This is a genomic window from Fontibacter flavus (assembly GCF_042432905.1).
GTDB classification, from domain to species: domain Bacteria; phylum Bacteroidota; class Bacteroidia; order Cytophagales; family Cyclobacteriaceae; genus Fontibacter; species Fontibacter flavus.
Map to the genome: position 1 here is coordinate 42,097 of NZ_JBHLWI010000032.1, position 25,295 is coordinate 67,391.

Sequence of the window (25,295 nt, forward strand, 5' to 3'; positions counted from 1 at the left end):
AATCTGCTTCAATATTCCACAAACATACCCTTTTACTAAACTGTTCAAACCTCGTTCAATCAATATGGATCAGACAAAACTGATGCTCCCTCCCTATCTCAAAGCACTTGCAGTCCTACTGCTTATTATCGTCATTGTTTTTATTTTGGTGCTTGGAAAGGGGATTTTAGTACCCCTTTTTTTGGCGGGATTCATTTCTGCATTATTGGTACCCCTAGGAAATTGGCTGGAAAGCAAAAACGTATCCCGAACGCTAAGTTCCATCCTTGCTCTGTTATCAGGGATTCTGGGAATCTTGGGAATTCTAACATTTATCGCCTTTCAAGTGGCCAGTTTCAGTCGTGATCTTGAAAATGTAGGTGAAAAATTAAATCGGTATTTAAATCAAATCGAAACTTTTCTGAGCGATAAGCTGCAAATAGAAATCGGAATCGGAAAAGGGATTGATCAGGAATACCTGATCAGCCTACTTCAGACCAATAGTAAATCAGTGGCTGATTTTATATTGGGGACACTGGGCTCTCTTTCCTCATTTCTCCTGTTAATTGTATTCATTTTCTTTTTTTTACTGTACAGAGATCATTTAACGACTTTTATTTCACATCTATTTAAAAACCAAAAACCTGAAAAAGTAAATCAGGAAATCAAAAATCTGCGAAAAGTAATCCAACAGTACATCATTGGCGTACTGAAAGTCATGGCCATACTAGCTGTACTCAATACAGCAGTACTATTTGGATTAGGCATCAAACATGCTGTGTTCTTTGGTGTATTTGCGGGTGTTTTGAATATCATCCCATTCCTTGGACCTTTTTTGGGAGCTGTTTTGCCGACTATTTTTGCTTTCCTGACCAAAGATAGCCTTTGGTATCCCATTGGTGTAGTTGCTGCTTTTCAGGTGATCCAAATAATTGAAAGTAATTTTCTTACTCCAAAAATTGTTGGAAGCAATGTCAACCTGAATGCCTTTATTACCTTTGTGGGCCTAATGGCAGGTGCCTCGATTTGGGGTGTGGCCGGAATGATCATTATCATCCCTTCGTTGGCCGTATTGAGACAAATATTTGAGCTCAGTGAATCAACCAAGCCCTTTGCTTTGTTATTTGGAGAAGAAAAGAATAACCAAACTGATGAAAACACTGATACGACTTAGCTTGCTGCTGCCCTTATTGGCAATGCTTCTCTTCGCATCCTGCGATAGTCCTGAAGATAAAAAGGGGCGCTTTCTATTAAAAGGAAATGAAAAACTGATGGAAAATGACACCAAAGCAGCGGTAGATTTTTATTCGGAAGCACTTAAAATAGACCCTGATTATATAGATGCCCTTTATAACAGAGGGTTGGTTTACCAAAGACTCAATAGACTTGAAGACGCCATTGCTGATTATGGAAAGGTCCTGGTCAATGATCCAGTACATCAAAATAGCTTGTTTCAAAGGGGATTGGCTTTATTGGACAATGGTGAATATTACAAGGCGCTGGTGGATGCAGAAACACTGATTAAAACTTATCCAGATGAGTGGCAAAGTTATTTTATTCATGGCCTCATATCGGAGAGGATGGATAACTATGAAGCGGCATTGGTATCTTTTGATCGAGGTCTCACGCTCCAACCTGAAAACACTGACCTTCTTGTCAATAAAGCAACTATTCTGTTTTATCAAAAAAACTATGAGGAGGCGGATTTATTGTTGAAACAAGCGGAAGAACTTCAACCCAACGAAGCCAATATCTTCAACCTTCGTTCCATGATTGCTTTTGATCTGAATAATTATCAGAAAGCCTTTGATTTAGTGGAAAAAGCTATTCAACTGAATCAGAGGGAGCCTTATTATTATAACAATAGGGGCCTTTACCACTTATTTCTAGGGAATCTAGAGGCAGGTATTGAAGACATTAATTATTCATTGAAGCAGGACTCTAAAAACCTATTTGCGCTTAGAAACAAAGGAATCTACTACACCCTTAAAGGCGACAAAGAACTGGCTTTAAGATATCTGGAAGATGTATTCAGCAAAAGGCCCGAAATGGAATTGCTTCAGGAATATCTGGAAAGGGCTCAGACGCTCTGATTGGCGATTTTGAGCACTTCTTTGATTTTTCTCAAAAGTTCTGAGGCATCAATAGGTTTGGCCACATAGCCATCAAAGCCGGTCTTGTCTATTCTGTCCATCACTTCGATTTTGTCAGCAGCTGAAAGGGCCAAAACAGGAACATTTGACATGGCTTTAATCTTTTCAGTAGCTTCAAACCCATTCATGACAGGCATTTGAATATCCATCAGAACGCAGTCGTATTCCCCGTCCTCAATTGCCTCAACAGCAAGCTTGCCATTGCTGACGCGATGGTACTGAATACCCCATTTTTTGATGATTTTTCCTAAAACCAAGGCATTTACGTCATTATCCTCAGCCATCAGCAATTTCACTTCTGACAAGCTTTTTGGTCTGGAATAAGTCACCGGTGTCTCAGCTTGCGGAGTTGGCGCTTCCTTAGCTGCTTCGGTCTTTACTTCCTGGGAAGGCTTTACCTCCTCAACCGGTTTAACATCCTGTACTGATTTGACAGGAACTACCGGCTTTTGCTCGACTTTAGCATTTACCGAAGTTTGTGCGAATAATTTATCGAAGTTAATTTCGAAGAAGAAAGAGGATCCTACACCAACTTCAGAGTGAAGGTCAATTTTACTTCCCATAAGACCAAGAAGCTTCTTAGTGATCGAGAGACCAAGTCCTGTACCTCCGTATTTTTTACTGAAAGAATGTTGAACTTGATCAAATTCGTTAAAAATTCTTTCCTGATGTTCTTTGGCTATGCCTATACCATTATCCCTTACCTCAAAATAAACCTTGACTTTTGAATCTTTATTTTCTTTAATTTCAACTACCAATTCCACATTTCCATTATTCGTGAATTTCAATGCATTGGTAATCAGATTATTCAATATTTGCGCTAGTCGGACTTTATCTCCCTTCACTTCAAATCCCAGGTCATTCTTCAGTTTCAGGCTAAGTTTATTACCACTGTCTTTGGCATGGAATTCCAATCCGCTGATCACATTCCTGACTACCTCTTCCAGGTTCATAGGACTCTTTTCAAGCGTTAGTTTCCCAGCCTCAATTTTCTGGAAATCTAAAAGGTCATTGATCATGGTGATCAAATTCTCTACAGCAAAATTGATGGTATTGAAAGCAGAGGCTTGAACAGAGGTATGATCGTCCTGAAGCAATGAATAAACAGAACCTGAAATTGCATTTAAAGGGGTCCTTAGTTCATGACTGATAATGGACAAAAATTCAGATTTCACCTGACTGGCTTTTAGCGCTTCTTCCTTGGCGTCTCTCAATCTGTCTTCAAATTTCTTCTGTTCCGTGATATCGGTCAGGTAGCCATACCATACCACATCGCCGTTTTCCAACTCTTCTGGTTTGGCAGCTCCGAGTACCCACTTATAATTATTCGTACCTGGCTCAATTATCCTAAATTTACAGGTCCAGGAAGTCATTTTCCTAGCGGAGGATACTGTTGAAGTAAGTACGGTTGCAATATCTTCAGGATGCACTTTGGATATTGCTTTGCCTACATCCTTAAATGCTGCCAACTCCTGTTCCTCAAGATCCAAGAGGTTTTTAATACCGGGACTTAGGTAAGTGAAGTTCATATCACCTTCTTTATCCACTACAAACTGATAAAGTGCTCCAGGGATATTCTCTGTCAAATGATAAAGGGCATCCATAGATTCATTCATGGATGTTTTGACAGTTATCTCCCTCTCAGAGATTTCATGGATACTGGAAATCAAATAGTTTTGCCCTTGGATTTGGGTAAACTTAGTGGATATTTCCACCGTACTTTCATCCCCAGAAGCATTCTTGAAACTACTTTGGTACAGTTTATTCCCCTGCGAAGTCAATTGCTCCACATGATTGTCCCAAATTTCCTTTTCTATAAATAAAGGTTCAATATCACGGATTTCCTGAGGGAATTGATGGTTATTGGAAGGACTGTATTTTAATAAAGCTTGTTGATTGTAAAAAGTAATCTTGCCTGAGATATCCGTGATAAATACCGGATCAGGAGTCAAGTCAAATATTTCCTTATATACAGACAATTGATTAAGATGCTGTTGATCTTTGGTAATGTCCTGAATAGTGCCAAAAACCCTGGGTGGTTTATTGGTCAGCATGTGGGCCCTACCTGCGAATTTTACCCACTTATATCCATCTTCACCAGCCTTGACCTGAAGCACCATATCAAAATCCTTACCCGAGGCGGTAAGGGAAGAAATGGCGTTTTTAACCAAAGTCTTATCCCCTGCAGCAAAGAGGTTTACCATATCTTCAATGGCAAATGCCGCATTTCTTTTTAATCCAAAAATATCGTAAATCTCTTCTGAAAAGTAGATGGCGTTATCCTGGGGCATTACTTCCCAGAAACCAATCTGACTGATCTTCTCACCTAAAACATAGAGTTCGTTGAGATTCTGCTTGTCTACTATCTGCTGTTGGATATCAGTTACATCCCGTCCTATAGCATAAAACTTGCCGACGATAAAGTGAACATTAAACTCAAACCATCTATAACTGCTGTTTTTCGAGAGAATCCTGGCGACAAAGTTGCTGTTTTTTCTCTCCTGTCTAACATCAAAAAGTAAAGACTTGACCATTTCTAGGTCATCAGGATGAAAATAGCTACAAAGCTCAATATTGACAATTTCTTCAGGATTATAACCTAATAATGGCTTTATAGAATTACTCACCCAAGTCAGAAATGATTCCTGACCAATACCGATAAGATCAATGGAGTTTCTAAAGAAATATTGAGAGTCTTTTTTGGCAGGCAATCCCTGCCCTCTCATTTCCTTGCCCTTATAGAAAAGGAAATAGTTAGATGCATTCTCTTGAGGCAATTCTAAGAAAAAGGTGTACTCAACCCCCATGAAAGTCAAAATCAACTCTTCATTGAAGATGTAGGAATTGATATCCAGTCCCAATCCCACCAAACTTCGCTCATCCAAGAATTGACCTATTTGATTTTCAAAGGCTTGATTACTATAAAAAATATTATATGGATAAGAATCATCAGCCAAAAAAACCATTTCGCTGGATTCGAAAATTATCTTCTTAAAAGTATTATTAATACCTCTTTCTTTCATTGAAAGTTAAATCTAAATATGATTCTTAAAGCTTAAAACTGGGTGATAATTCAAATCATTATCATTTAACGTTGTAAACATACATTAATTTGTTTTTTGTACCAAATTTTTTGCTTTTAAAATGTATGAAAATGTTTTTTAACATATTAAATCCCAAATTCAACCTGAAACATTCCTGCCCAAGAGTTGCCCGTATTGTTAAAACTACGCAAACCTTCTAGCCATTTATATCCAAAATTTGCCTGTATTTTTATCCTATGACCGTTTATATAATGAGAATATCCTGCCAAAAGCTCATCCGCCCTATTTTGAAACTGGGCTATACTGGCATCAGGGGTCACTTTTGTATATCTTAAGGCTATTTCATTTTTTGGATCAAGCATTTTACTGATCTGGGAATTGAGTCCTTTTCCCACTGACACAAACCTGATATCTCCTTCTGCATTACTTGTAATTGGGTCTGATGAGGTTCTTTGCAGATACTCCACAGAAATTGCCAAACCCTGGTATTTAAATATACCATCGACGATAAAGCTGTCCATATTTCTTGTGGCAAACAATTCTGGTCCCAATTGCCCTCCTGTCCTATTGGCTTTATAATTTTTGGAAAAGGTTATCCCCAAAGCAAGCTTTGGTTTGGGTTCAAACTCCAAATCACCCTCTGAATAATCCCCACTGTTTGTAAACTTCCCAAATGGCAAATATTCCAAGCGACCGGTATAAGCCAAGCCATTGTTGATCGCAGGTGCATTTCTCCCATCCCCTGTGGAAATTACGCCTTTTAATTGAATAATTGAAGCATTCTTAAAAGGAATAGTCTGATAAAGAAACAATCCAAAATCCCTGTCAATGGTGAACAGGGCATTGGCCAAAGACCTGTCTGCAAACTGCTGATTTCCTGAACTGATCACCCTTTGCCTATTCCCCGGTAATTTGGACTGACCAAAACCAATATAGAAGTTGTCATTGAACACATAATATAAAATAGCATCCCTGATTGGTTGGGCGACAAGACCGGATTCTAGATCAAGATCAGCCCTGGAAAACGCCAATTGAATATAATATTGAAGTTTTGGGTTGCCTACAAATCCATCGAAGCGCAACCTTAACCTCCTTACACGCATCTCAAACTGGTTCACTTCAAAATCATCCCCATCAAGTGTATTAAATCCAGCACGGTTCTGCATCCTGAACCTAAAGTTCATCAGGAATACTGAGTCCTTAGAAAAGCCTATACCCTCATCGACTTTGAGCAATGCCCTTTCATCAGACTCCACAGTCTGTGCCTCGCTAACAAGTATCGTTAGAAAAAAGAGGAGTGAAAAGGAAAGAAATTTTAAAACCTTTGAAATCAAACGGTGCATAAAAGGCTGTTTATTGCCAATAAGTAAACAACTAATTCTTGTCCAATTTCAGAATTATTATGAAAAGAACAAGCGATTTTGAATCATTTAGGCAGATTATTTACAAAAAAAATCAGCATTTTTTTGTGATTTTTCACCAAAAACAAAACAATAGAAACCAATGACAGGGAACTACATATAAAATCCATACAAGTGCTACCCCTTTTTTAATCTGTCAAATGAAATTTTGATCATTTTTTCAAACTCGTTTCATTAAAAGCAGCCCTAATTCATGTTTTAAACAAATAGATTCAATAAATATCGCTTAAAGGGAACCCTAGGACCGCTCGATTCTAGCTTTAAATTTTCAATTCAATCGAACAAAAAAAGCCAAGCGGGATACCCACTTGGCTTCAATTTTTTAATTCAAAAAGAATTAGATACCTGCTTTAATCAAGTTCAATGCTGAACCTGCTTTAAACCATTCAATCTGTCCTTCATTATAAGTATGATTTACTTTGATCTCATTTCTTGAACCATCTGCATGGTTCAATACTACTGTCAAAGGCTTACCTGGTGCAAACTCTGTCAATCCAAGGATATCGATGGAATCATCCTCCTGGATCAGATCATAATCGGCAGGATTGGCAAAGGTCAGGGCAAGCATCCCCTGCTTTTTAAGGTTAGTCTCGTGGATTCTGGCAAATGATTTCACCAAAATAGCCCTAACACCCAAGAATCTCGGCTCCATAGCAGCATGCTCTCTGGAAGAACCTTCGCCATAGTTTTCGTCACCAACGACAATAGAACCAATACCCTGAAGTTTATACTGACGCTGAACAGCAGGAACTTCTCCGTATTCACCAGTCAATTGGTTTTTCACCTTATTTGTTTCTTCATTGTAGGCATTGACTGCTCCAATCAACATATTATTGGAAATGTTGTCCAAATGACCTCTGTATCTCAACCAAGGTCCTGCCATGGAAATATGATCAGTGGTACATTTTCCTTTAGCCTTAATCAACAATTTCAGTCCTTTCAGGTCTGTTCCCTCCCAAGCTTTGAAAGGCTCCAATAGTTGTAATCTTTCAGATTGAGGATCAACAATCACCTGCACTTTAGAACCGTCCTGCGCTGGGGCCTGATATCCTGCATCCTCTACCGCAAATCCTTTTGTAGGCAATTCCAAACCTTTTGGCTCGTCCAATTTTACCTGCTGACCATCTTCATTGGTCAAGGTATCTGTCATTGGATTGAAAGTCAGGTCACCGGCAATTGCCAATGCTGTAACGACTTCTGGAGATGCTACAAAAGCATGTGTATTTGGGTTACCATCAGCTCTTTTCGCAAAGTTTCTGTTGAATGAAGTGATGATGGAGTTTTTCTCCTGCTTATCGGCTCCATGACGTGCCCACTGACCGATACAAGGTCCACAGGCATTGGCCAATACGACACCGCCCATTTTCCCGAAAACATCCAGGAATCCATCTCTTTCAACTGTAAATCTTACCTGCTCAGAACCAGGAGTGATGGTGTATTCAGATTTTGCGATCAATTTTTTATCAACTGCCTGCTGAGCAAGTGAAGCAGCCCTGGAAATATCTTCATAAGAAGAGTTGGTACAGGAACCGATCAAACCTACGTCCAATTTAGCAGGCCATCCGTTTTCTTTCACTGCAGCAGCAAATTTAGAAAGCGGCCAAGCCAAATCCGGAGTAAATGGACCATTAACATGTGGTTCCAGCTCAGAAAGATTGATTTCAATTACCTGGTCAAAATATTTTTCAGGATTGGCATACACTTCAGCATCACCATTCAGGTGTTCTTTGATGGTATTGGCCATATCTGCAATATCACCTCTTTCAGTTCCTCTCAAGTAGGCTTCTGATTTTTCATCATAACCGAAAATAGAAGTAGTGGCACCTATTTCTGCTCCCATATTACAGATCGTACCTTTACCAGTAGCGGACAAAGATCTTGCACCCTCTCCAAAGTATTCTACAACTGCACCGGTACCGCCTTTTACAGTCAGGATACCTGCCACTTTCAGGATAACGTCTTTAGCTGAAGTCCAACCTGATAATTTGCCTGTCAACTTCACACCGATCAGTTTCGGGAACTTAAGTTCCCATGGAAGACCTGCCATCACATCGCAGGCATCTGCACCTCCGACACCGATAGCGATCATACCCAAACCACCTGCATTTGGTGTATGGGAATCGGTACCGATCATCATACCACCTGGAAATGCGTAATTCTCCAATACTACTTGGTGGATGATACCAGCTCCCGGTTTCCAAAATCCGATACCATATTTATTGGAAACAGAAGACAAAAACTCATAAACTTCTCTGTTCTTATCTTTGGCCTTGTTCAAATCAGCAGTTGCCCCTACCTCAGCTTGGATCAAGTGATCGCAGTGAACAGTAGATGGAACAGCTACTTTATCTTTTCCTGCCTGCATAAACTGCAAAAGAGCCATCTGTGCAGTAGCATCCTGCATTGCAACTCTATCAGGATTGAAGTCTACATATGACACACCTCTTCCAAATGCCTCAGAGGCTTCACCCTGAGTGAGGTGCGCATACAATATTTTTTCTGTCAAGGTAAGAGGTCTTCCTACTGCTTTTCGGGCAGCCGATATCCTTGAAGGATATTTCTCATAGACCGCCTTGATCATTTCTATATCAAACGCCATTGCTAGTTGTAATTTAAAGGTAATGTATGTATATTTTCAAATCGACCGCAAAGATAAAAAAACGGGGCAAAAATGGAAGTAAAATAACACTGTAGGCAAGCTTTTGACGAAAAATATCAGATTCCATTTAATTTATATCATTCAAGTCCAAAATTAACCACGGGATATTTCAATTTACCATAAGCATCTCCGCTATTTTAGTGTTTAAAGTTGCCTAAAAAGATTTTCTTTGACATCCAAATCACTCTAATCAAAGAAGTTATTATTTCACCTTTCAGCTTCCTAACCGACAAAAAACCATATTCCCAAACCAAAGACCAGAAGTCCGGCAATAAAGAAATAAAAGGTATACCTGAAGATTTCTTTTGCGGGAATACCAGTGATGGAAAGCAAAGGAAGGGCCCAAAAGGGCTGCAACATATTCGTCAACTGATCCCCAAAAGCAAACGCCATAATCATCTTGGACAAATCCAAACCCATCTTCATGGAAGCTTCCATGATTACTGGTCCCTGTATGGCCCATTGACCACCACCGGAGGGGACAAAAAGGTTGATCAAAGCCGAACTTAAGAAAGCCAACAAGGGAAAAGAGTCAGCACTTGACCTCATGACCATATCATCCGCCAGCATCACCAACAGACCTGAATATTTCATCATACCCAAGATCCCGGCATAAAAAGGAAACTGTATCACAATATCAGTGGCACCTTTGACCGCATACCCCAATGCTTTTACATAGGCTTCGAGGCTTTTATAGGCAAAAAGACCTGCACCTAAAAGAACAAAATTGACAAAATTCAAGTCCACAAATGACCAATCTACACCCTTGGATTGCAAAAAATCACCCAGTACGAGCAAAAGGATCAACAGGCCCAATAGAAACCCCCAGCTATCTTTTCCCTGAAAAATCCTGACTTTTTCTTTAGAAAGAAAATTTTCCACTGTCTCCGAGACCTTTTTTTTGGACAAGAAAACCAATAAAAAAATCAAAACAAGGATCATTACCGCATTGATCCATAGATTGAATTCGGAAAAGATGGTCTGATTGATTGGGATAATCCCAGTAATATTGGCCAGAAAATGGTCTCGCTCTGCCACTTTCAAAGTCGCTGAGCCTGACAGACCTCCATGCCAAACCAACATGCCAAGATACCCTGCAGCTCCCACCAAAGGATAGTTGATCCGCACACCCCTCTCCTTTCCTTCTTCTCCTATTTTTTTAGCTAAGACAGCCCCAAGCACCAATCCGAACCCCCAATTGATATACCCCCCAAAAATTGCGACAAGGCCTGTTATCAGTACGGCCTGTCTATTACTTTGGACACCAGCGGAAATATTCCCTAGCCATTTATCTATAGTCCTGGAGATAGCCAGGGCATGACCAAAGACCAATATGAGGACCATCTGCATCGTAAACTCCAAGAGCTCCCAAAAACCTTGCTGCCAAAATTTCAACACATTAAAAGCATAAAAAGCATAATGGTCACCTTGTGGCTTTGTGAGAAATAGAGCAAACAAAAACACCACCAAACTCAGTAGTAAGGCTATCTCAAAAGTTGAGGGGAATTTCAGCTTTTTCTTCATACCAAATCAGCTTGATGCAGTTTGTTAAATTTCTGTTGGACGATAATCGCAAAACCAAAATATTAAAACTAATCAATCTTAAAAAAAATATTTACTTTTAGAGCCGATTTCACCCTTAGTACAAAATTGAACTTCAACCTCTTCTCCCTTATTTTACTGAGTTCTGGCTTGTTAGTGGCAGGTATTTCCGCTGTCATCATCAGACAATCCAAAGGGGTCATCCAATGGTTTGCCATTACCATGATGCTCGTAGCCATTTGGGCAATTGGCTATGGATTGGAGTTATCCAGTCTAAGCTTGGAAGACATGCTCGTTTGGATCAAGCTGGAGTATATAGGTATATCTTTTGCTCCCGCCACCTGGCTATGGTTTTGTCTGCAATATGTTGGGTTCGAGCGATGGAACAAAACAAAAGTTTTCTATTCAATTTTTCTTATACCCATCCTTACCTTTTCTTTGGTTTTAACAAATGACTGGCATCATTTTCATTATGCCAAAACTTCCTTGGACTTAGAAACAGCTTCTTTTCCTTTATTGGTCATCAAAGCAGGCCCTTGGTATTTTGTTCATGTTGGGTATTTCTATCTTGCACTTTTGTTAGGCAACTTATTGCTTTTTAGCAGGTTCAAGGATAAAGATACTTTTTTCAGAAAACAGACCTATCTCTTGATCTCCGCAGGAACCATACCCTGGCTGATCAACATGACCTACATGCTGGGACTGGGTCCATTCAAACATATTGACCTCACGCCATTTGCTTTTTTGTTTCTCTACATTATCGTTGGAATAGCCCTGATTAAATTCCGGTTATTCAACATCAGGCCTATTGCCCGGGACAAAATCTTCAATGCCCTGGACAAAGGGGTATTGGTCTTCGATTCCCAAAAACAGGTGATCGATTACAACCCCTTTATGGCTTCGATTCTGATGTACCCTAAAAAATCACTTGTCGGAATTAAACTTAACAGACTATTTGAAGATAAGCCGATAATCGAGGAAGCCTTTGACTCCCAGAAAAACCAAAAAACAGAAATTGAATTAAACCACAACGGTCTACAAAAGAAATATGGGGTAAACATCACTCCTATTTTCGATTCAAAGGGGAATTTCAATGGCTCCATCATCATGTTTGATGACATCACTGAGGAAAAAGAGATTTCTGAAAGGCTCAGTAAGCAGACAGAGGAATTAAAAAACCTGAATTCTTTAAAAGACAAGCTTTTTACGATCATTTCACATGATTTAAAAGGCCCTATTTTTGGGATTAGGGAATTGGTAAAAATGACCAATGAAGGCCTGATAAGCCAGGAAGAATTTTTTGAGCTGATGCCGGAGATTTCAAAAAACATGGATTCGGTTTCCATATTGCTTGAAAACCTATTGGCATGGACAAGTGCTCAGATGAAGGGTGAATTCATCCAAAAGAAATTATTCAATATCGGTCCTCTGATCGATCAGCAGGAAGCACTTTTTAAAAAATTCGCCAATGACAAACAAATCGTGCTGAAAACCGAAAAAGATGGAAAACTGGAAGTTTTTGCGGATAAAAACATGATTGACCTGATTATCCGAAACCTGCTCAGTAACGCCGTAAAATTCTGTGGACGGGGAGACCAAATCCTTTTGTCTGCCACAGAACAACTTGATGCTGTTTCTATTCAGGTTATTGATACAGGTATGGGAATTCCCGAAGAAAACCTCAAAAAACTCAATCTTGGGGAATCCTTTACGACAAGAGGAAAAAACAAAGAGACCGGAACCGGTCTCGGATTGATCCTGGTCAAAGATTACATTACCAAAAACGGCGGGACCCTACACATCAAGAGCGAACTCAACAAAGGAAGCGTTTTTAGTTTTAACTTACCCAAATCAGCGCATTAGGAGGCTGAAAGTTTTTTTAAAAAAGCAATCGTATCCACTCCATCGGCATAATCATTTAAAGTTGGACATTGGGCATTCCCAAAACTAAGACTTTCCTGATACCAGCCTTTATTACTGACCACACATTGTACCTTATCTTCCAGTGCTTTTATTTTCCTTTCCAAATCCTTTTTATCCTGATAATACTCGTAATATAGTACACCAATTGGGGACACAAGCTCTTCGCTTTCCTTCAAAAGGAGGAAGCCGTTGTCCAAATGTGGCTCTTTGTTGACCAAGAAAATAGATTTATTGTATTCATAATTATTATGATACTTATGATGGTCAGCCACATAACTGTACTTTTCAAGACTGTCTAGAAGATCCCTGAGATTTTTTCCGTCTTTGACATAAATCTTCGAAACATTCCTACATCCCAATCCAAAATATTGAAAGATATCTTCCCCTAACAAAGACAATTGTTCCTGGGATTCCTCTCCAGTTATGACCCCTATAGAAGTCCTGTTTCTACGGATGATGTGTGGATATTTACCGAAATAATAATCAAAATACCTAGCTGAATTATCACTTCCCGTGGCGATATAGGCATCTTTTCCTTTCAGCATTTCTTCAAAAGTAACTTCCTTCTCAAAACGAGGCTCGATTTGGATAAGCTTGTCCACCAACCATTTAATGGATATTGCATCGCTGGAACTCAATTTTACAGATGCGCGGTGGCCTGCTACCAAGACACATAACAAGTCATGGAATCCCACAGCAGGAATGTTTCCAGCCATCATAATGCCTATATTCTTTGGTTGATCAGGCGTCTCCAATTGATAAGACTTTAGCCAGCTTATCATTTTTTTTTCATCCAAAAACTCCGTCAATGCCTCGAATGCCACTTTGATTTGGGTTGGTGTAAACCAATTATTGTTATTTTCTATCCTTCTTGCTAGATCATTAAATTCATCCTCACTTAAATTGCGAATTACGTCGCCCAATAAACCAAAAGCTTTAATTCTTTCTAGTATCGTCATCTTTTTCCTGTTCTGCTGCAAAGATATTGAAATTGAAAAGAAGTTTTTTTTGATAGAATGAATATAAATTAATTAGCATGACAACTTTTTTTTTGCAACAATGGTTATTTGATTAGTAATTTTGGATTTCAATAAAAAATGAACCTATTATGGCTATAATGATAACAGACGAATGCATCAACTGTGGTGCATGCGAACCGGAGTGTCCAAACACTGCTATATATGAAGGTGGAATTGAGTGGACCTGGGCCGGAGGTACCAAACTAAAAGAAGTCACCTTGGCAGATGGTACCGTAATAGACGCCAATGAAAAACAAGACCCCGTTTCTGATGAGTTTTATTATATCGTGACAGATAAATGTACGGAATGCACCGGTTTCCATGAGGAACCACAATGTGCTGCTGTTTGTCCGGTTGACTGCTGTGTAGATGATCCGGATCACAGAGAGTCCGAGGAAGAACTGCTTGCCAAAAAAATATTCATGCACGGAGAATAAAAAAAGAGGGAGTCATCACCCTCTTTTTTTGATTAAATCCGATCAAATACTTCTGATTTTTAACCCCTTGCTTATTTAATAGGCCCTTTTATTTAAAAAAAACTTAACATTCCCTTGAATATGTTTTGCGAAATGATTTAACTTGTTGCGCAAATCATTCCAAACACATAACACATAAATTCTTTTAAAAGTGGAAGACAACAGAGGTAATGACAGGGAAGAAATCTTCTCTAAAAGAGTAAAAGCAGGTAAAAGAACTTATTTTTTTGATGTTAAAGCTACCAAATCAAATGACTACTACTTGACCATAACGGAAAGTAAGAGAAGAATGAGAGATGATTCTTTCACATTTGAGAAGCACAAAATTTTTCTTTACAAAGAAGACTTTGCCAAGTTTATTGAGGCGCTTCAAGAAGCCGTAGATCATGTAAAAAATGATCTGATGTCTGATTTTGACTTTTCACAGTTTGAAAGAGAGGAATCAGAAAGTGAATTTGATGATGAACTGAAGTGGGATTAATTCCCGTCTTTTCATTTACATCAGGAAAGAAACTTATGTAGATAATATTTATTTTGCCCCTTGTTGGCTTAATTGATATATTATGCTCACTTAAGTTTCTTTCTTTTTTTCATAGACTATGAAAAAACCGGTTATATACCTCATATTGATATTGTTACTGCTATTTGCAGCAGGCTGGTATTTTTCAAATATTACCTTATACTTTGTTATTTCACTGGTGATTGCGGCCATACTTAGACCGCTTACCAATAGACTCAATTCTTTCCATATTCTCGGTCAGAATGTACCCCGCTGGATTGCAATCCTTCTATCATTCGCAGTTGTTGGACTAGTATTTTTTTTGATAGGCGCATTATTTGTCCCCTTGATCAGCACCCAGATCCAAATTATTGCTACTTATGACTTGGATTACCTCTATGAGCAGATCCAAAATCCGGTAGGAAAGTTTGAAGATCTTTTGATCAAATATGAATTTGTAAAAAGCGAACCTGGTTTTTTAATCACTCAGGTAAGGGAAAATTTGATATCCAACATTGGAGGCATCAATGTACAAGGCATCCTCAATACTGTTTTTAATACGACCAGTACAATATTTATTGCCATTATGGCAGTTTCTTTTATTACTTTTTTCCTGCTTTTGGAAAATGGCCTTTTGAGAAGGAACATTATGAATTTGATCCCAAATGCTTACTTCGAATTGGCAGTCTCAACCTTCAACAAAGTTGAACGGCTACTATCCAATTACTTGGTGGGTTTATTGATCCAGTTGACCAGTATTTTTTCATTAGCTTCCATCGGTCTGACCATCATGGGAATTGAGTATGCACTGACTATAGCGGTGTTTGCAGCTGTCGCCAACCTTATTCCTTATGCAGGTCCAATTCTTGGCGCCACATTTGGTGTACTTGTAGGACTGTCTACCGGAACTTTTGATACATCCAATGAAGTGTTTTTTATGGTAGTAAAAATATTATCGGTGTTTTCTTTGGTACAACTTACCGATAATGTCATTCTTCAGCCCTTAATTTTTTCTAAATCTGTAAAAGCGCACCCTCTTGAAATATTTGTTATTATCTTTGCCGGTGCAAAAATCGCAGGCATCCTAGGAATGGTCTTTGCGATACCTGTTTACACTATCTTTAGGGTTTCCTTTTTGGAGTTCTTTAAAGGTTACAGGGAGTACAGAATATTTAAACTGTAAAAGAAAAATCATCAATGGCTTTACAATGTGGTATCGTTGGTCTTCCCAACGTAGGAAAATCTACTTTATTTAACGCTTTATCCAGTGCAAAAGCAGAGGCTGCAAACTTCCCTTTTTGTACAATTGAACCCAATGTGGGCGTAGTGACTGTACCGGACAGCAGATTAAAGGTTCTGGAATCTTTGGTCAACCCAAACAGGGTGGTACCTACAGTTATTGAATTTGTGGACATTGCCGGCTTGGTAAAAGGAGCAAGTAAAGGAGAAGGATTGGGTAACAAGTTCCTGGCCAACATCAGAGAGGTAGATGCCATCATCCATGTGATCAGATGTTTTCAAGATGATAACATTGTCCATGTGGCAGGAAGTGTTGATCCAGTTTTTGACAAAGAAGTGATTGACACAGAACTTCAGCTCAAAGACATGGAGTCTGTAGAGAAAAAAATCGCCAGAATTGAAAAAATCGCCAAATCAGGTGATGCTAAAGCAAAGAAAGAACTAGAAACGTTACAGCTATTCAAAAAAGGTTTGGAATCAGGGAAAAACGCAAGGGCAATTGATGTTGACAAGGAGGACCTTGAAGCAGTAAGAGATCTTCATCTTTTGACCATCAAGCCCGTGCTTTATGTAGCCAATGTTGATGAGGGCAGCATCCTAACCGGTAACCAATTTGTGGACCAATTAAAGGAAGCGATCAAAGAAGAAAATGCTGAAGTTATCATCCTTTGTGCGGCTATAGAATCACAGATTGCGGAGTTTGATGATATAGAAGAAAAAGAACTTTTTCTGAGTGAATATGGATTGGATGAAAGTGGCCTCAACAAACTGATCAACGGTGCCTATAAGTTATTGGACCTGATCACTTATTTCACAGCAGGAGTACAGGAAGTAAGGGCATGGACTATTAAAAAAGGATGGAAAGCTCCACAGGCAGCAGGAGTGATCCACACCGATTTCGAAAGAGGTTTCATCAAAGCAGAAGTCATAAAACTAGCTGATTATGAGAAATTTAAATCAGAATCAGCTTGTAGGGAAAATGGAAAAATAGCCATTGAAGGAAAAGAATATATTGTTCAAGATGGAGACATTATGCATTTTAGGTTCAATGTTTAACAATTTCTTGAAAAATATTTGTACTTTTGTAAGAAACCAAACAAAATACAAACTATAACAAAAAGCAGTTAATCAATTGTTTAAATTTTATTTTTAAAACCGTGAGAATAAGACTAATATTTTCCCTGAAAAACAAAGGTGCTTATTTACCCTTTCATCACCAGTACATACTGGCGCAGTTCCTTAAAGGTCTCATCGTAAAAGGTGGGCGTGAAGAGTTTTTCAACTACAATTACTTCAACTTCTCTGGTCTAAAAGGTCAGACCAAGGTAAGTAGAAGTGGACTTCATTACTATTCCAGTTTAGTCACTTTAGTGCTTTCATCACCCAATGAAGAATTTATGGACTATTTGCTGGAGCAGGTATTTGAAACTCCTAAAATTGAGTTAGGAAATTTAATTCTGTCCCCTGAGTACACTGAACAGGAAACTGAACCAACTTTGGAGAGTTCAAACAAATTTGTTTGTATCTCACCTTTGGTACTGTTGACCCCATCTTTCAATGATGAGTCAGGAAAACGTTTCATTAATCCAGATACAGATGAATTCTCTGATCTGCTTTATGAATCTACCTTGACCAGAATGGAAAGATCAGGCTGGTACAGCCAAGAGCAAATGGAATCTTTCTACAAGTTCCAGGTCGTACCTGACATGAATTACGTAAATAAGCTCAGAGAGCAGCAAAAGAAATTTGCTAGAATCTACTCAGTCTATGACATGGACGTGAAGTATGAAGTTAGAGGATACACCCTTCCTTTCACTTTATATGCAGCGCCAGAAGTTCAGGACTTTGTATTCAAATGTGGCTTGGGTGCTTTCACCCATAAAGGTTTTGGTATGCTAGACCTTGCAAACCATCTGCCAAGTCAAAAAACTGAACCCTACAAATTCAAAAGGGAAGGATTCATTCCTTACAAATCTCAAGTTGAGAGACAAAAACCCGATGAACTTGAAGGTGGACAAGAAGAAATGTAAAAAAAAAGCCGGTCAAAAGACCGGCTTTTTTTTACATTTCTCTTTCAAATCGAACTTAATGCTTAGAGCCTTCTCTTATTCGGATTGAGATTAAAATAGCCTATAAGTTCGTCGTATCTTGATCCCATGTCCCTGTAATATACCAATACTTCGTACTCGTTTTCAGTCTCGAAAAAACTTCCTTCCAGTGGCAAGGTATCCCAACCCTCATTGGTCTTGTAGGCATATTGATAGTCATACCAGCCCTGCTTTAAAATCAAGGTTGTCTCAAATGCTCCTGTCTTTTTATTCAAGGTCATTTTGGCGTCAGGACTCTCCCCCCACTGCGTCAGCGCTCCTATAATATAAGGAGTCTCCTTTATTCCCTCAGCTTCCAGATTAAAAGTCATGACCATATATTCACTTTCCAACTCATGATTTTGCCGCTCTAGGTTCATGATGGCATACTGTCCATTGACATCCAAATATTGAGAATATACTCCATCAGGTCGAGCCTGATCCATACCTCCTTCTGCATAGACCACATCCTCTTCCATCCTGACAGCTTTCACATTGATCCCCCTTGCTCTTACAAACCTCAGGTCTACAAATCTGAATTCATTACCTCCCCAAAAAGTATTGCTTCCATCAATCAGGTTATATTCTATCATTTTGGAATCTTCCCTGATCATCGTAGGCCTTGTCAATACTTTCTGATTGTCCCATCTTTGATTTTGACGGATAACAACTTTTAGATTGGATCTTGGATCGAACAAATCCCTTCCCTTATAATTCAGATTCAGGCTAATCTGCTGCACCTGCCTTCTCACTTCTGTTTGGCTGGGGGTAACCACCCTGGCAGCAAGGTTAATGGCATTTTGGTAAACCATAAATCTTCGGGTCAGTACTACTTGGTTTTGGTCCCTGCCTCTGTATATTATTATAGCATAATTACCTGACTTCCTTACCCTAGGCAGCACAAAATTATAATGGATATAGGGGATTCTGGTGTTGATAGAATAATCGTATTGGAGAATATTGAATTCGTTATACTCATTGAGATACTCTGGGTCTTTCAGGTCAGATGGCGTCCAATCAGCATTGCAGTGTATGATTTTGGCAGAGAACATATCCGGATCATATGCCAGATCATCAAAAGACAGCATCAAAGATACCCCTCCTGCCAAATCCAAAATGGGTGAATTCATTTGGGCAGCAAAGTCCCCTGTGTTGGGATGCAGGCGAACTGACAGAATGTTTTCCTCAAAAACCCGATCTGTATAGACCTGTTGCGCTGGGCTATGTTGGGATATTCCGCAAAAGAAAAGAATGAATATAAGAGCTATTCGCATCATGATCTATTTTGATTAGAATCCAATATAAAAAATAATGCCAAAGATTAAAGGATTACTTAAGGGTTTCCTGAAGCTCTCCGATTTCCTCAACCAGCATCTCCCATTGGCTATTCAGTCTTTCTTCTTCCTCTTTCAACTTCTGATATTCCTTGTTGATTGTTTCCAGCTTTGCACTATCTGAAAACACCTCGGGATCAGCCATCTGCCCTTCCATCATACTTTTGGACGCTTCAATCTTGAGGATATGCTCTTCAATTTGAGCCAATTGCTGTTCTTTTTTCTTCAGTTCATTTTTAGCTTGGTTAAGCTCGGTGTCTGAGTAGGACTTTTTCTTATTCTCAGTTTTTTGTTTTTTGTCTGATCCAGTTTGAACTTTCAACTCCTCCTGTTGGGATTTCCAATAAACATATTCCTCATAAGACCCTGGGTATTCTTTGATCTGATGATCTTCGATATACCAGATTTTATTGGCTACTCCCCGGATGAAATGTCTATCGTGAGAAACAGTGATAAAAGTACCTTCGTATTGCTGCAAAGCCTGAATCAGAATATTGACAGACTGCGTATCCAAGTGGTTGGTAGGTTCATCCAATAACAGAAAATTAGCCTCTGAAATCAGGGTTTTCGCCAAGGCCACCCTGGATTTTTCACCACCGGAAAGCACTTTGATTTTTTTGAACACATCATCATTGGAAAACAAAAAGCAGCCCAGCACATTGCGCAGTTCAGTATCTGTTTTCCCTGAACCTGCCTGTTGAAGCTCCTGCAAAATTTCATTATCAACATGGAGGGCTTCCAACTGATGCTGTGCATAGAAGGATTTGATCACATTATGTCCTTGCTCTCTTTTCCCTTGAATTGGCTCAGTGCCATCTATGATTCTCAGCAAAGTGGATTTACCCTTTCCATTAGCGCCGATAAGAGCGATTTTATCCCCCCTTTCAATTCTGGCAGTACTATTCTTCAAGATCACCAAATCCCCATAAGATTTGGACACATGGTCCAAGCTTACCACATCCCGACCTGATTTTTGGGAAAAACGGAATTTGAAATTCACTGAAATATTATCATCCACTACCTCTGCCACACGTTCCATTCTGTCCAATGCTTTGATCCGGGACTGAACCTGATTGGATTTTGTGGCCTTGGCTCGGAAACGTTCAATAAAACGCTCCGTCTGCTTGATCATCTGCTGTTGGTTTTCAAACGCATTCTGCTGGATTTCCATCCTATCCTTTTTCTCCTCTTGGTAGAAAGAATAGTTACCTGAATATACAGTCAGTGTACCATTGGAAACCTCCACTATAGTATCGACACAGTTGTCCAAAAACTCTTGATCATGGGAAACCACAATTACTGCACCTTCGTAAGTTTTCAGGTAATTTTCCACCCATTGGATGGAAGGAAGATCAAGGTGGTTGGTAGGTTCATCCAACATCAATAAGGATGGCTTTTCCAAAAGGAGTTTGGCCAACATCACCCGCATTCTCCAACCCCCTGAAAAAGTTTTCAGGGGTCTGCTCAGGTCTTTTGTATTAAACCCTATTCCTTCCAAGACTTCCTCCGCTCTAGCTTTGATGGTATAGCCTTCATTGGCTTCAAACCGATCTTGAAGTTTGGCCAATCGATTGATAATCTCATCTGAATGATCTGTTTCCATCTGCTTGAGCACAGCATCAATTTCATCCTGAAGTTTTAATGTCTCCTTGAATGCCTCTAATGCCACATCAAGTATACTGTCCTCCGACTGATAAGAAAGCAGGTCTTGATTCAAAAATCCAATGGTACAGTCTTTTGCTTTTTGGACTTCTCCTGAACTGGGCTGGAAGTCACCATTGATGATTTTCAACAAGGTGGACTTACCTGTGCCATTGAGGCCGACCAATCCGATTTTGTCTTTAGGTTTGATGTGAAGTGAGGCATTTTCGTAAAGGGCTCTACCTCCGATAAAATAAGAGAGATTATTGATGGATAACATGCCGCAAAAATAGGCATTCTATTTTTTAATAAAGGGGCTCTATCAATTATTACTTTGTCCCAACAAAAAATTTAGCCTAACTTAACATTTGACAATCTGAAATGTTGATCCTAAAAAAGAAAATAGACTGATGAGAAGAATCTTGAGTTTACTTGTGCTTTCATTGCTTTCCCTATCCTGCAATGGTCAGGGAAACAAAAACAATTACATACAATTAGAAACCATCAAACTGCCGGCCGGCTTCAGCATTTCTGTTTGGGCAGAGGATGTTCCCGATGCTCGCTCCCTTGCCATGAATGCTGACGGCAGTGTTATTTTTGTAGGCAACAGACAGGGAAAAAATGTATATGCCCTCAAGGATACCAATGGAGACGGCAAAGCGGATAAAAAATACACCTTGGCCCAGGGGCTAAGGATGCCCAATGGCGTGGCCTTCAAAGATGGAGATCTTTATGTGGCAGAAGTAAGCCGGATTCTTCGCTTTAAAAATATAGAAAAAAACCTGGAAAATCCTAGTTATGAGGTCGTCTATGACCAATATCCGGACAAAGCCCACCATGGCTGGAAGTTTATTGCATTCGGTCCTGACGGTTTGTTGTATGTCCCTGTTGGTGCACCATGCAACATCTGCGATCCGGAAGAGATTTTTGCTTCTATTACAAGGATAGATGTAAAATCCCCGACCATGCGCCCTGAGATTTTTGCCAAAGGTGTCAGAAATACAGTGGGTTTTACCTGGCATCCCGAGACCAAAGAGTTATGGTTTACCGACAATGGAAGAGACATGATGGGAGACAACATCCCGGATTGTGAACTTAACCGCGCTCCTAACAAAGGAATGCATTTTGGATATCCTTTCTGGCATGCCGGTGATGTAAAAGATCCGGAATTTGGCAATAAAGGGAAGGACAAAACCGCATATACAGCTCCAGCCGCCAAACTGGGCCCACATACAGCCCCTTTGGGAATGAGATTTTATACCGGAAACCAATTCCCTTCAAAATACAAAAACAATATTTTTATTGCCAAGCATGGTTCCTGGAACCGCAGTAAAAAAATCGGTTATCAGTTGACGAATGTCGTTATTGACGGAAATCAAAAAGTTGTCAAAGAAGAAGTTTTCGCAGAAGGTTGGCTAAATGAAGAAACCCAGGACGTATGGGGCAGACCGGTGGATGTACTCCAATTGCCGGATGGAAGTATGTTGGTCTCTGATGATATGGCCAATTGTATCTACAAGATCACCTACAAAAAATAAGTGAAAAGTCGGATTTCAGATTTTCGAATTTTCAAGCTTCTATTTTGATTCCTTGTTATTCAAATTTCCGTAATCCGACTTTCGATATCCGAATTTCTATTGATTCATCAAGGCTTCGATTTCTTCCGCCTCAATTGGGATATTGCGCATCAAATCAAAATAACCGTCTTCTAGAATAACGATGTTGTTCTCCAACCTGATTCCCATCCCCTCTTCCTGTATATAGATACCCGGCTCTACAGTAAACACCATACCCGGAGTAATGGGGTCATGCATGGTACCCACATCGTGCACATCCAAGCCCAAATGATGGGAAGTCCCATGCATAAAATACTTTTTATAGGCAGGCCATTTTGGATCCTGATTCTTGATATCAGTCTGATCCAATAAGCCCAAGCCTAACAATTCAGATTGCATCATCAGGCCAACTTCCCTGTGGTAATCCTGAATATTAACACTTGGTCGAAGTATGTCCATGGCTCCTCTTTGCACCCTGAGCACTGCATCATACACCTGTCTTTGCCTCTTGGTAAATTTGCCATTAACAGGAATAGTGCGGCTCATATCTGCATTATAATTTCCATATTCAGCTCCAACATCAAAAAGGATCAGATCGCCATCTTTGCAAACTTCTTTATTTTCAATATAATGAAGAACACAGGCATTCGGTCCAGAGGCTATGATTGGCTCATAAGCAAAGCCTTTGCTGCGATTACGGATAAATTCATGGATAAATTCGGCTTCAATTTCATATTCGGTCACTCCTGGTTTCACAAAAGATAAAATCCTCCTGAATCCTTTTTCTGTGATATCGCAGGCAATTTGCATCTGATCAATTTCTTCCCGCTCTTTCACTGCCCTCAACTGATGCATCAATGGCGCTACTCTATGATAATGATGAAGGGGGTACCTTTCCTTACATTTCTTGATAAATCGTGCATCTCTGGACTCTACCTGTATATCCGCTCTCAGATGCTCGTTGGAGTTCAATAGCACAAGCTGGCTCAGGGCCATTAACGTATTGAATACCTGGTCAAAATTGGCCACCCATTGGATGTTTTGGATACCTGAGACGGCCAGTGCCTCTTCTTTGGTATATTTATGCCCTTCCCAAATGGCGATATGTTCGTTGGTTTCCCTAAGAAAAAGAATCTCTCTCATATTTGGATCCGGAAAATCCGGGCAGATAACCAAAATTGTTTCTTCCTGATCGATGCCGGTCAGGTAAAACAAATCGTTATTTTGGCGAAATCTCATTGTACCATCTGCATTGGTAGGCATGATATCATTGGCATGAAAAACCACTACGGATTTTGCAGGAAGCTTATCAGCAAGTTTCTTACGGTTTTTGATGTAAAGACTTTGGGGAAGTGGGTTATATTTCATTGGTCAGATTCGGGTTTTGAATTTTAACTTTGAACTGGAACCAAAAATACCATTTATCCATTGGGTAAAAAAACTGTCGATCAAGTCTTTTATTTTTGTACATTAAGCGAAGGAATTAGAATAGCATGTTATATAATCTCAAGGAATTACCCAACGGCATCAGGATCGTCCATCAGGAAGTAACCCACACTAGAATTGTACATTGCGGCTTTATCCTCAATATCGGCAGTAGGGATGAGTCAAAAGAGCAAGAGGGAATTGCCCATTTTTGGGAACATATGGCCTTTAAAGGCACCAAAAAGCGAAAAGCCTATCATATCATCAACAGATTGGAGTCTTTGGGCGGAGAGCTTAATGCTTACACAACTAAGGAAAAGATCTGTTTTTACTCCAGTATTCTCAAGGAGCATTTCGGCAAGGCTGCTGAACTTCTATGTGACATCACCTTCAACAGTACTTTCCCTAAAAAACAGATTGAAAAGGAAAGGCAGGTGATCTTAGAGGAAATGGCCATGTACAGAGACTCTCCTGAGGATTCCATTCAGGATGAATTTGATGCCTTGGTATTTGATGGCCATGCACTGGGCCGCAATATTCTCGGCAATGAAGAGACAGTAGCAAACTTCGTTCAGGAGGATTTTTTTGATTTCATCTCATCAAGGTTTGACACCACACAAATTGTATTTTCTGTCATTGGCAATATTTCATTCAATAAGGTCCTGCAAAAGGTCGAAGGCTTCCTTTCTGCTATCCCTATGAAAAGGAGTCTGTACACTAGAAGTGGCTTCACAACTTACAAACCTCATATAAAGGAAGTACAGAAAGAGATTACGCAGGCACAGTGTGCTATCGGGAAACCTGCTTATTCCCTATATGACCCAAGAAGATTCCAGCTCTATTTACTCAATAACATATTGGGCGGACCGAGTATGAATTCGAGATTGAATCTTGCCCTCCGTGAAAAGTACGGCTATGTATATAGTGTGGAATCCAATTACCAAACTTATTCAGATACCGGATTCGTAGGCGTATTTTTCGGAACCGAGCAAAACACGGTCAAGAAAGCCAAAAAAATAGTTCTTAGAGAAATGAACAAGTTGAGGAACAAGAAGCTCGGCACGCTTCAACTGCATATGGCCAAAGAGCAGGCAATCGGTCAAATGGCTATGGCTGAGGAGAATTATGCGGCCTTGATGTTGGTTTTTGGCAAAAACCTACTGGACAAGGGCAAAATTGACTCGCTTGATACTATCTTTGAGATCATTAGAGCAACGACTGCCGAGGATTTGTTGGAAATAGCCAATGATGTATTTGATCCTGACCAGTTGAGTTACCTCACCTATATACCAGCATAA

Annotated in this window: 18 protein-coding genes; 10 read left to right on the forward strand and 8 right to left on the reverse strand. The window is 39.6% G+C overall.

All coding sequences use genetic code 11. The features are described from left to right. Nucleotides 1-64: 64 nt before the first annotated feature. Both ACFFIP_RS11720 and ACFFIP_RS11725 read left to right on the forward strand, forming a co-directional pair. On the forward strand, nt 65-1,153 hold the full coding sequence (locus ACFFIP_RS11720) for an AI-2E family transporter (RefSeq protein WP_382387838.1): 1,089 nt from the start codon (nt 65-67) through the stop codon (nt 1,151-1,153). Next, nucleotides 1,131-2,072, forward strand: a complete 942-nt coding sequence (locus ACFFIP_RS11725; protein ID WP_382387839.1) for a tetratricopeptide repeat protein — start codon at nt 1,131-1,133, stop codon at nt 2,070-2,072. Before ACFFIP_RS11720 ends, ACFFIP_RS11725 begins: the two co-directional genes overlap by 23 nt. Here ACFFIP_RS11725 and ACFFIP_RS11730 read toward each other — a convergent pair. From ACFFIP_RS11730 to ACFFIP_RS11745, 4 genes are all read right to left on the reverse strand, one after another. Next, the gene (locus tag ACFFIP_RS11730) at nt 2,060-5,155 is read right to left on the reverse strand and encodes a PAS domain-containing hybrid sensor histidine kinase/response regulator (protein ID WP_382387840.1); all 3,096 of its coding nucleotides are present in this window, start codon (nt 5,153-5,155) and stop codon (nt 2,060-2,062) included. The genes ACFFIP_RS11725 and ACFFIP_RS11730 overlap by 13 nt on opposite strands. A gap of 146 nt (nt 5,156-5,301) precedes the next feature. Beyond that, nucleotides 5,302-6,519: a porin gene (locus ACFFIP_RS11735; protein WP_382387841.1), complete on the reverse strand. Its 1,218-nt coding sequence runs from the start codon at nt 6,517-6,519 to the stop codon at nt 5,302-5,304. A gap of 415 nt (nt 6,520-6,934) precedes the next feature. Then, nucleotides 6,935-9,196, reverse strand: a complete 2,262-nt coding sequence (locus tag ACFFIP_RS11740; RefSeq protein WP_382387842.1) for an aconitate hydratase — start codon at nt 9,194-9,196, stop codon at nt 6,935-6,937. 282 nt (nt 9,197-9,478) lie between these two features. Continuing rightward, nucleotides 9,479-10,780 carry a TIGR00366 family protein gene (locus ACFFIP_RS11745; protein WP_382387843.1) on the reverse strand — a complete coding sequence of 434 codons (1,302 nt, stop codon included), beginning with the start codon at nt 10,778-10,780 and terminating at the stop codon, nt 9,479-9,481. 126 nt (nt 10,781-10,906) lie between these two features. Here ACFFIP_RS11745 and ACFFIP_RS11750 point away from each other — a divergent pair, with 126 nt between their 5' ends. Then, the gene (locus ACFFIP_RS11750) at nt 10,907-12,661 is read left to right on the forward strand and encodes a sensor histidine kinase (RefSeq protein WP_382387844.1); all 1,755 of its coding nucleotides are present in this window, start codon (nt 10,907-10,909) and stop codon (nt 12,659-12,661) included. Here the strand turns inward: ACFFIP_RS11750 and ACFFIP_RS11755 are convergent. Further along, entirely contained in the window at nt 12,658-13,680 is a 1,023-nt protein-coding gene (locus ACFFIP_RS11755; protein ID WP_382387845.1) for an acyl-CoA reductase, read from the reverse strand. The two genes, ACFFIP_RS11750 and ACFFIP_RS11755, sit on opposite strands and share 4 nt — an antisense overlap. Before the next feature lie 149 nt (nt 13,681-13,829). Here ACFFIP_RS11755 and ACFFIP_RS11760 point away from each other — a divergent pair, with 149 nt between their 5' ends. From ACFFIP_RS11760 to cas6, 5 genes are all read left to right on the forward strand, one after another. Further along, the gene (locus ACFFIP_RS11760; protein WP_382387846.1) at nt 13,830-14,177 is read left to right on the forward strand and encodes a 4Fe-4S binding protein; all 348 of its coding nucleotides are present in this window, start codon (nt 13,830-13,832) and stop codon (nt 14,175-14,177) included. A gap of 190 nt (nt 14,178-14,367) precedes the next feature. Next, nucleotides 14,368-14,697: a DUF3276 family protein gene (locus ACFFIP_RS11765; RefSeq protein WP_382387847.1), complete on the forward strand. Its 330-nt coding sequence runs from the start codon at nt 14,368-14,370 to the stop codon at nt 14,695-14,697. Nucleotides 14,698-14,815: 118 nt separating this feature from the next. Continuing rightward, complete coding sequence (locus ACFFIP_RS11770; RefSeq protein ID WP_382387848.1) at nt 14,816-15,898, forward strand: AI-2E family transporter; 1,083 nt, start codon at nt 14,816-14,818, stop codon at nt 15,896-15,898. A gap of 14 nt (nt 15,899-15,912) precedes the next feature. Then, the gene (gene ychF, locus ACFFIP_RS11775) at nt 15,913-17,010 is read left to right on the forward strand and encodes a redox-regulated ATPase YchF (RefSeq protein WP_382387849.1); all 1,098 of its coding nucleotides are present in this window, start codon (nt 15,913-15,915) and stop codon (nt 17,008-17,010) included. Nucleotides 17,011-17,111: 101 nt separating this feature from the next. Next, on the forward strand, nt 17,112-17,984 hold the full coding sequence (gene cas6 / locus ACFFIP_RS11780; RefSeq protein ID WP_382387850.1) for a CRISPR-associated endoribonuclease Cas6: 873 nt from the start codon (nt 17,112-17,114) through the stop codon (nt 17,982-17,984). Between the two features lie 62 nt (nt 17,985-18,046). Here the strand turns inward: cas6 and ACFFIP_RS11785 are convergent, their stop codons facing one another. Both ACFFIP_RS11785 and abc-f read right to left on the reverse strand, forming a co-directional pair. After that, nucleotides 18,047-19,315, reverse strand: coding sequence for a type IX secretion system plug protein (locus tag ACFFIP_RS11785; protein ID WP_446685331.1), 1,269 nt, complete (start codon nt 19,313-19,315; stop codon nt 18,047-18,049). Nucleotides 19,316-19,370: 55 nt separating this feature from the next. After that, on the reverse strand, nt 19,371-21,296 hold the full coding sequence (abc-f, locus tag ACFFIP_RS11790; protein ID WP_382387852.1) for a ribosomal protection-like ABC-F family protein: 1,926 nt from the start codon (nt 21,294-21,296) through the stop codon (nt 19,371-19,373). 130 nt (nt 21,297-21,426) lie between these two features. Between abc-f and ACFFIP_RS11795 the strand changes: the two genes are divergently transcribed. Further along, a complete protein-coding gene (locus tag ACFFIP_RS11795) occupies nt 21,427-22,554 on the forward strand; it encodes a PQQ-dependent sugar dehydrogenase (protein ID WP_382387853.1) in 1,128 nt (375 codons plus the stop codon). A gap of 96 nt (nt 22,555-22,650) precedes the next feature. Here the strand turns inward: ACFFIP_RS11795 and ACFFIP_RS11800 are convergent, their stop codons facing one another. Continuing rightward, nucleotides 22,651-23,940 carry an aminopeptidase P family protein gene (locus ACFFIP_RS11800; protein ID WP_382387854.1) on the reverse strand — a complete coding sequence of 430 codons (1,290 nt, stop codon included), beginning with the start codon at nt 23,938-23,940 and terminating at the stop codon, nt 22,651-22,653. A gap of 125 nt (nt 23,941-24,065) precedes the next feature. Between ACFFIP_RS11800 and ACFFIP_RS11805 the strand changes: the two genes are divergently transcribed. Next, complete coding sequence (locus tag ACFFIP_RS11805; RefSeq protein WP_382387855.1) at nt 24,066-25,295, forward strand: M16 family metallopeptidase; 1,230 nt, start codon at nt 24,066-24,068, stop codon at nt 25,293-25,295.

What these genes read in the sequence shown, in the direction of transcription:
- ACFFIP_RS11770 (WP_382387848.1), top strand. Translation starts at nt 14,816, where the DNA reads ATGAAAAAACCGGTTATATACCTCATATTGATATTGTTACTGCTATTT.
- abc-f (WP_382387852.1), bottom strand. Translation starts at nt 21,296, where the DNA reads ATGTTATCCATCAATAATCTCTCTTATTTTATCGGAGGTAGAGCCCTT.
- ychF (WP_382387849.1), top strand. Translation starts at nt 15,913, where the DNA reads ATGGCTTTACAATGTGGTATCGTTGGTCTTCCCAACGTAGGAAAATCT.
- ACFFIP_RS11800 (WP_382387854.1), bottom strand. Translation starts at nt 23,940, where the DNA reads ATGAAATATAACCCACTTCCCCAAAGTCTTTACATCAAAAACCGTAAG.
- ACFFIP_RS11785 (WP_446685331.1), bottom strand. Translation starts at nt 19,315, where the DNA reads ATGCGAATAGCTCTTATATTCATTCTTTTCTTTTGCGGAATATCCCAA.
- ACFFIP_RS11735 (WP_382387841.1), bottom strand. Translation starts at nt 6,519, where the DNA reads ATGCACCGTTTGATTTCAAAGGTTTTAAAATTTCTTTCCTTTTCACTC.
- ACFFIP_RS11760 (WP_382387846.1), top strand. Translation starts at nt 13,830, where the DNA reads ATGGCTATAATGATAACAGACGAATGCATCAACTGTGGTGCATGCGAA.
- ACFFIP_RS11745 (WP_382387843.1), bottom strand. Translation starts at nt 10,780, where the DNA reads ATGAAGAAAAAGCTGAAATTCCCCTCAACTTTTGAGATAGCCTTACTA.
- ACFFIP_RS11805 (WP_382387855.1), top strand. Translation starts at nt 24,066, where the DNA reads ATGTTATATAATCTCAAGGAATTACCCAACGGCATCAGGATCGTCCAT.
- ACFFIP_RS11725 (WP_382387839.1), top strand. Translation starts at nt 1,131, where the DNA reads ATGAAAACACTGATACGACTTAGCTTGCTGCTGCCCTTATTGGCAATG.
- ACFFIP_RS11730 (WP_382387840.1), bottom strand. Translation starts at nt 5,155, where the DNA reads ATGAAAGAAAGAGGTATTAATAATACTTTTAAGAAGATAATTTTCGAA.
- ACFFIP_RS11740 (WP_382387842.1), bottom strand. Translation starts at nt 9,196, where the DNA reads ATGGCGTTTGATATAGAAATGATCAAGGCGGTCTATGAGAAATATCCT.
- ACFFIP_RS11755 (WP_382387845.1), bottom strand. Translation starts at nt 13,680, where the DNA reads ATGACGATACTAGAAAGAATTAAAGCTTTTGGTTTATTGGGCGACGTA.
- ACFFIP_RS11795 (WP_382387853.1), top strand. Translation starts at nt 21,427, where the DNA reads ATGAGAAGAATCTTGAGTTTACTTGTGCTTTCATTGCTTTCCCTATCC.
- ACFFIP_RS11720 (WP_382387838.1), top strand. Translation starts at nt 65, where the DNA reads ATGGATCAGACAAAACTGATGCTCCCTCCCTATCTCAAAGCACTTGCA.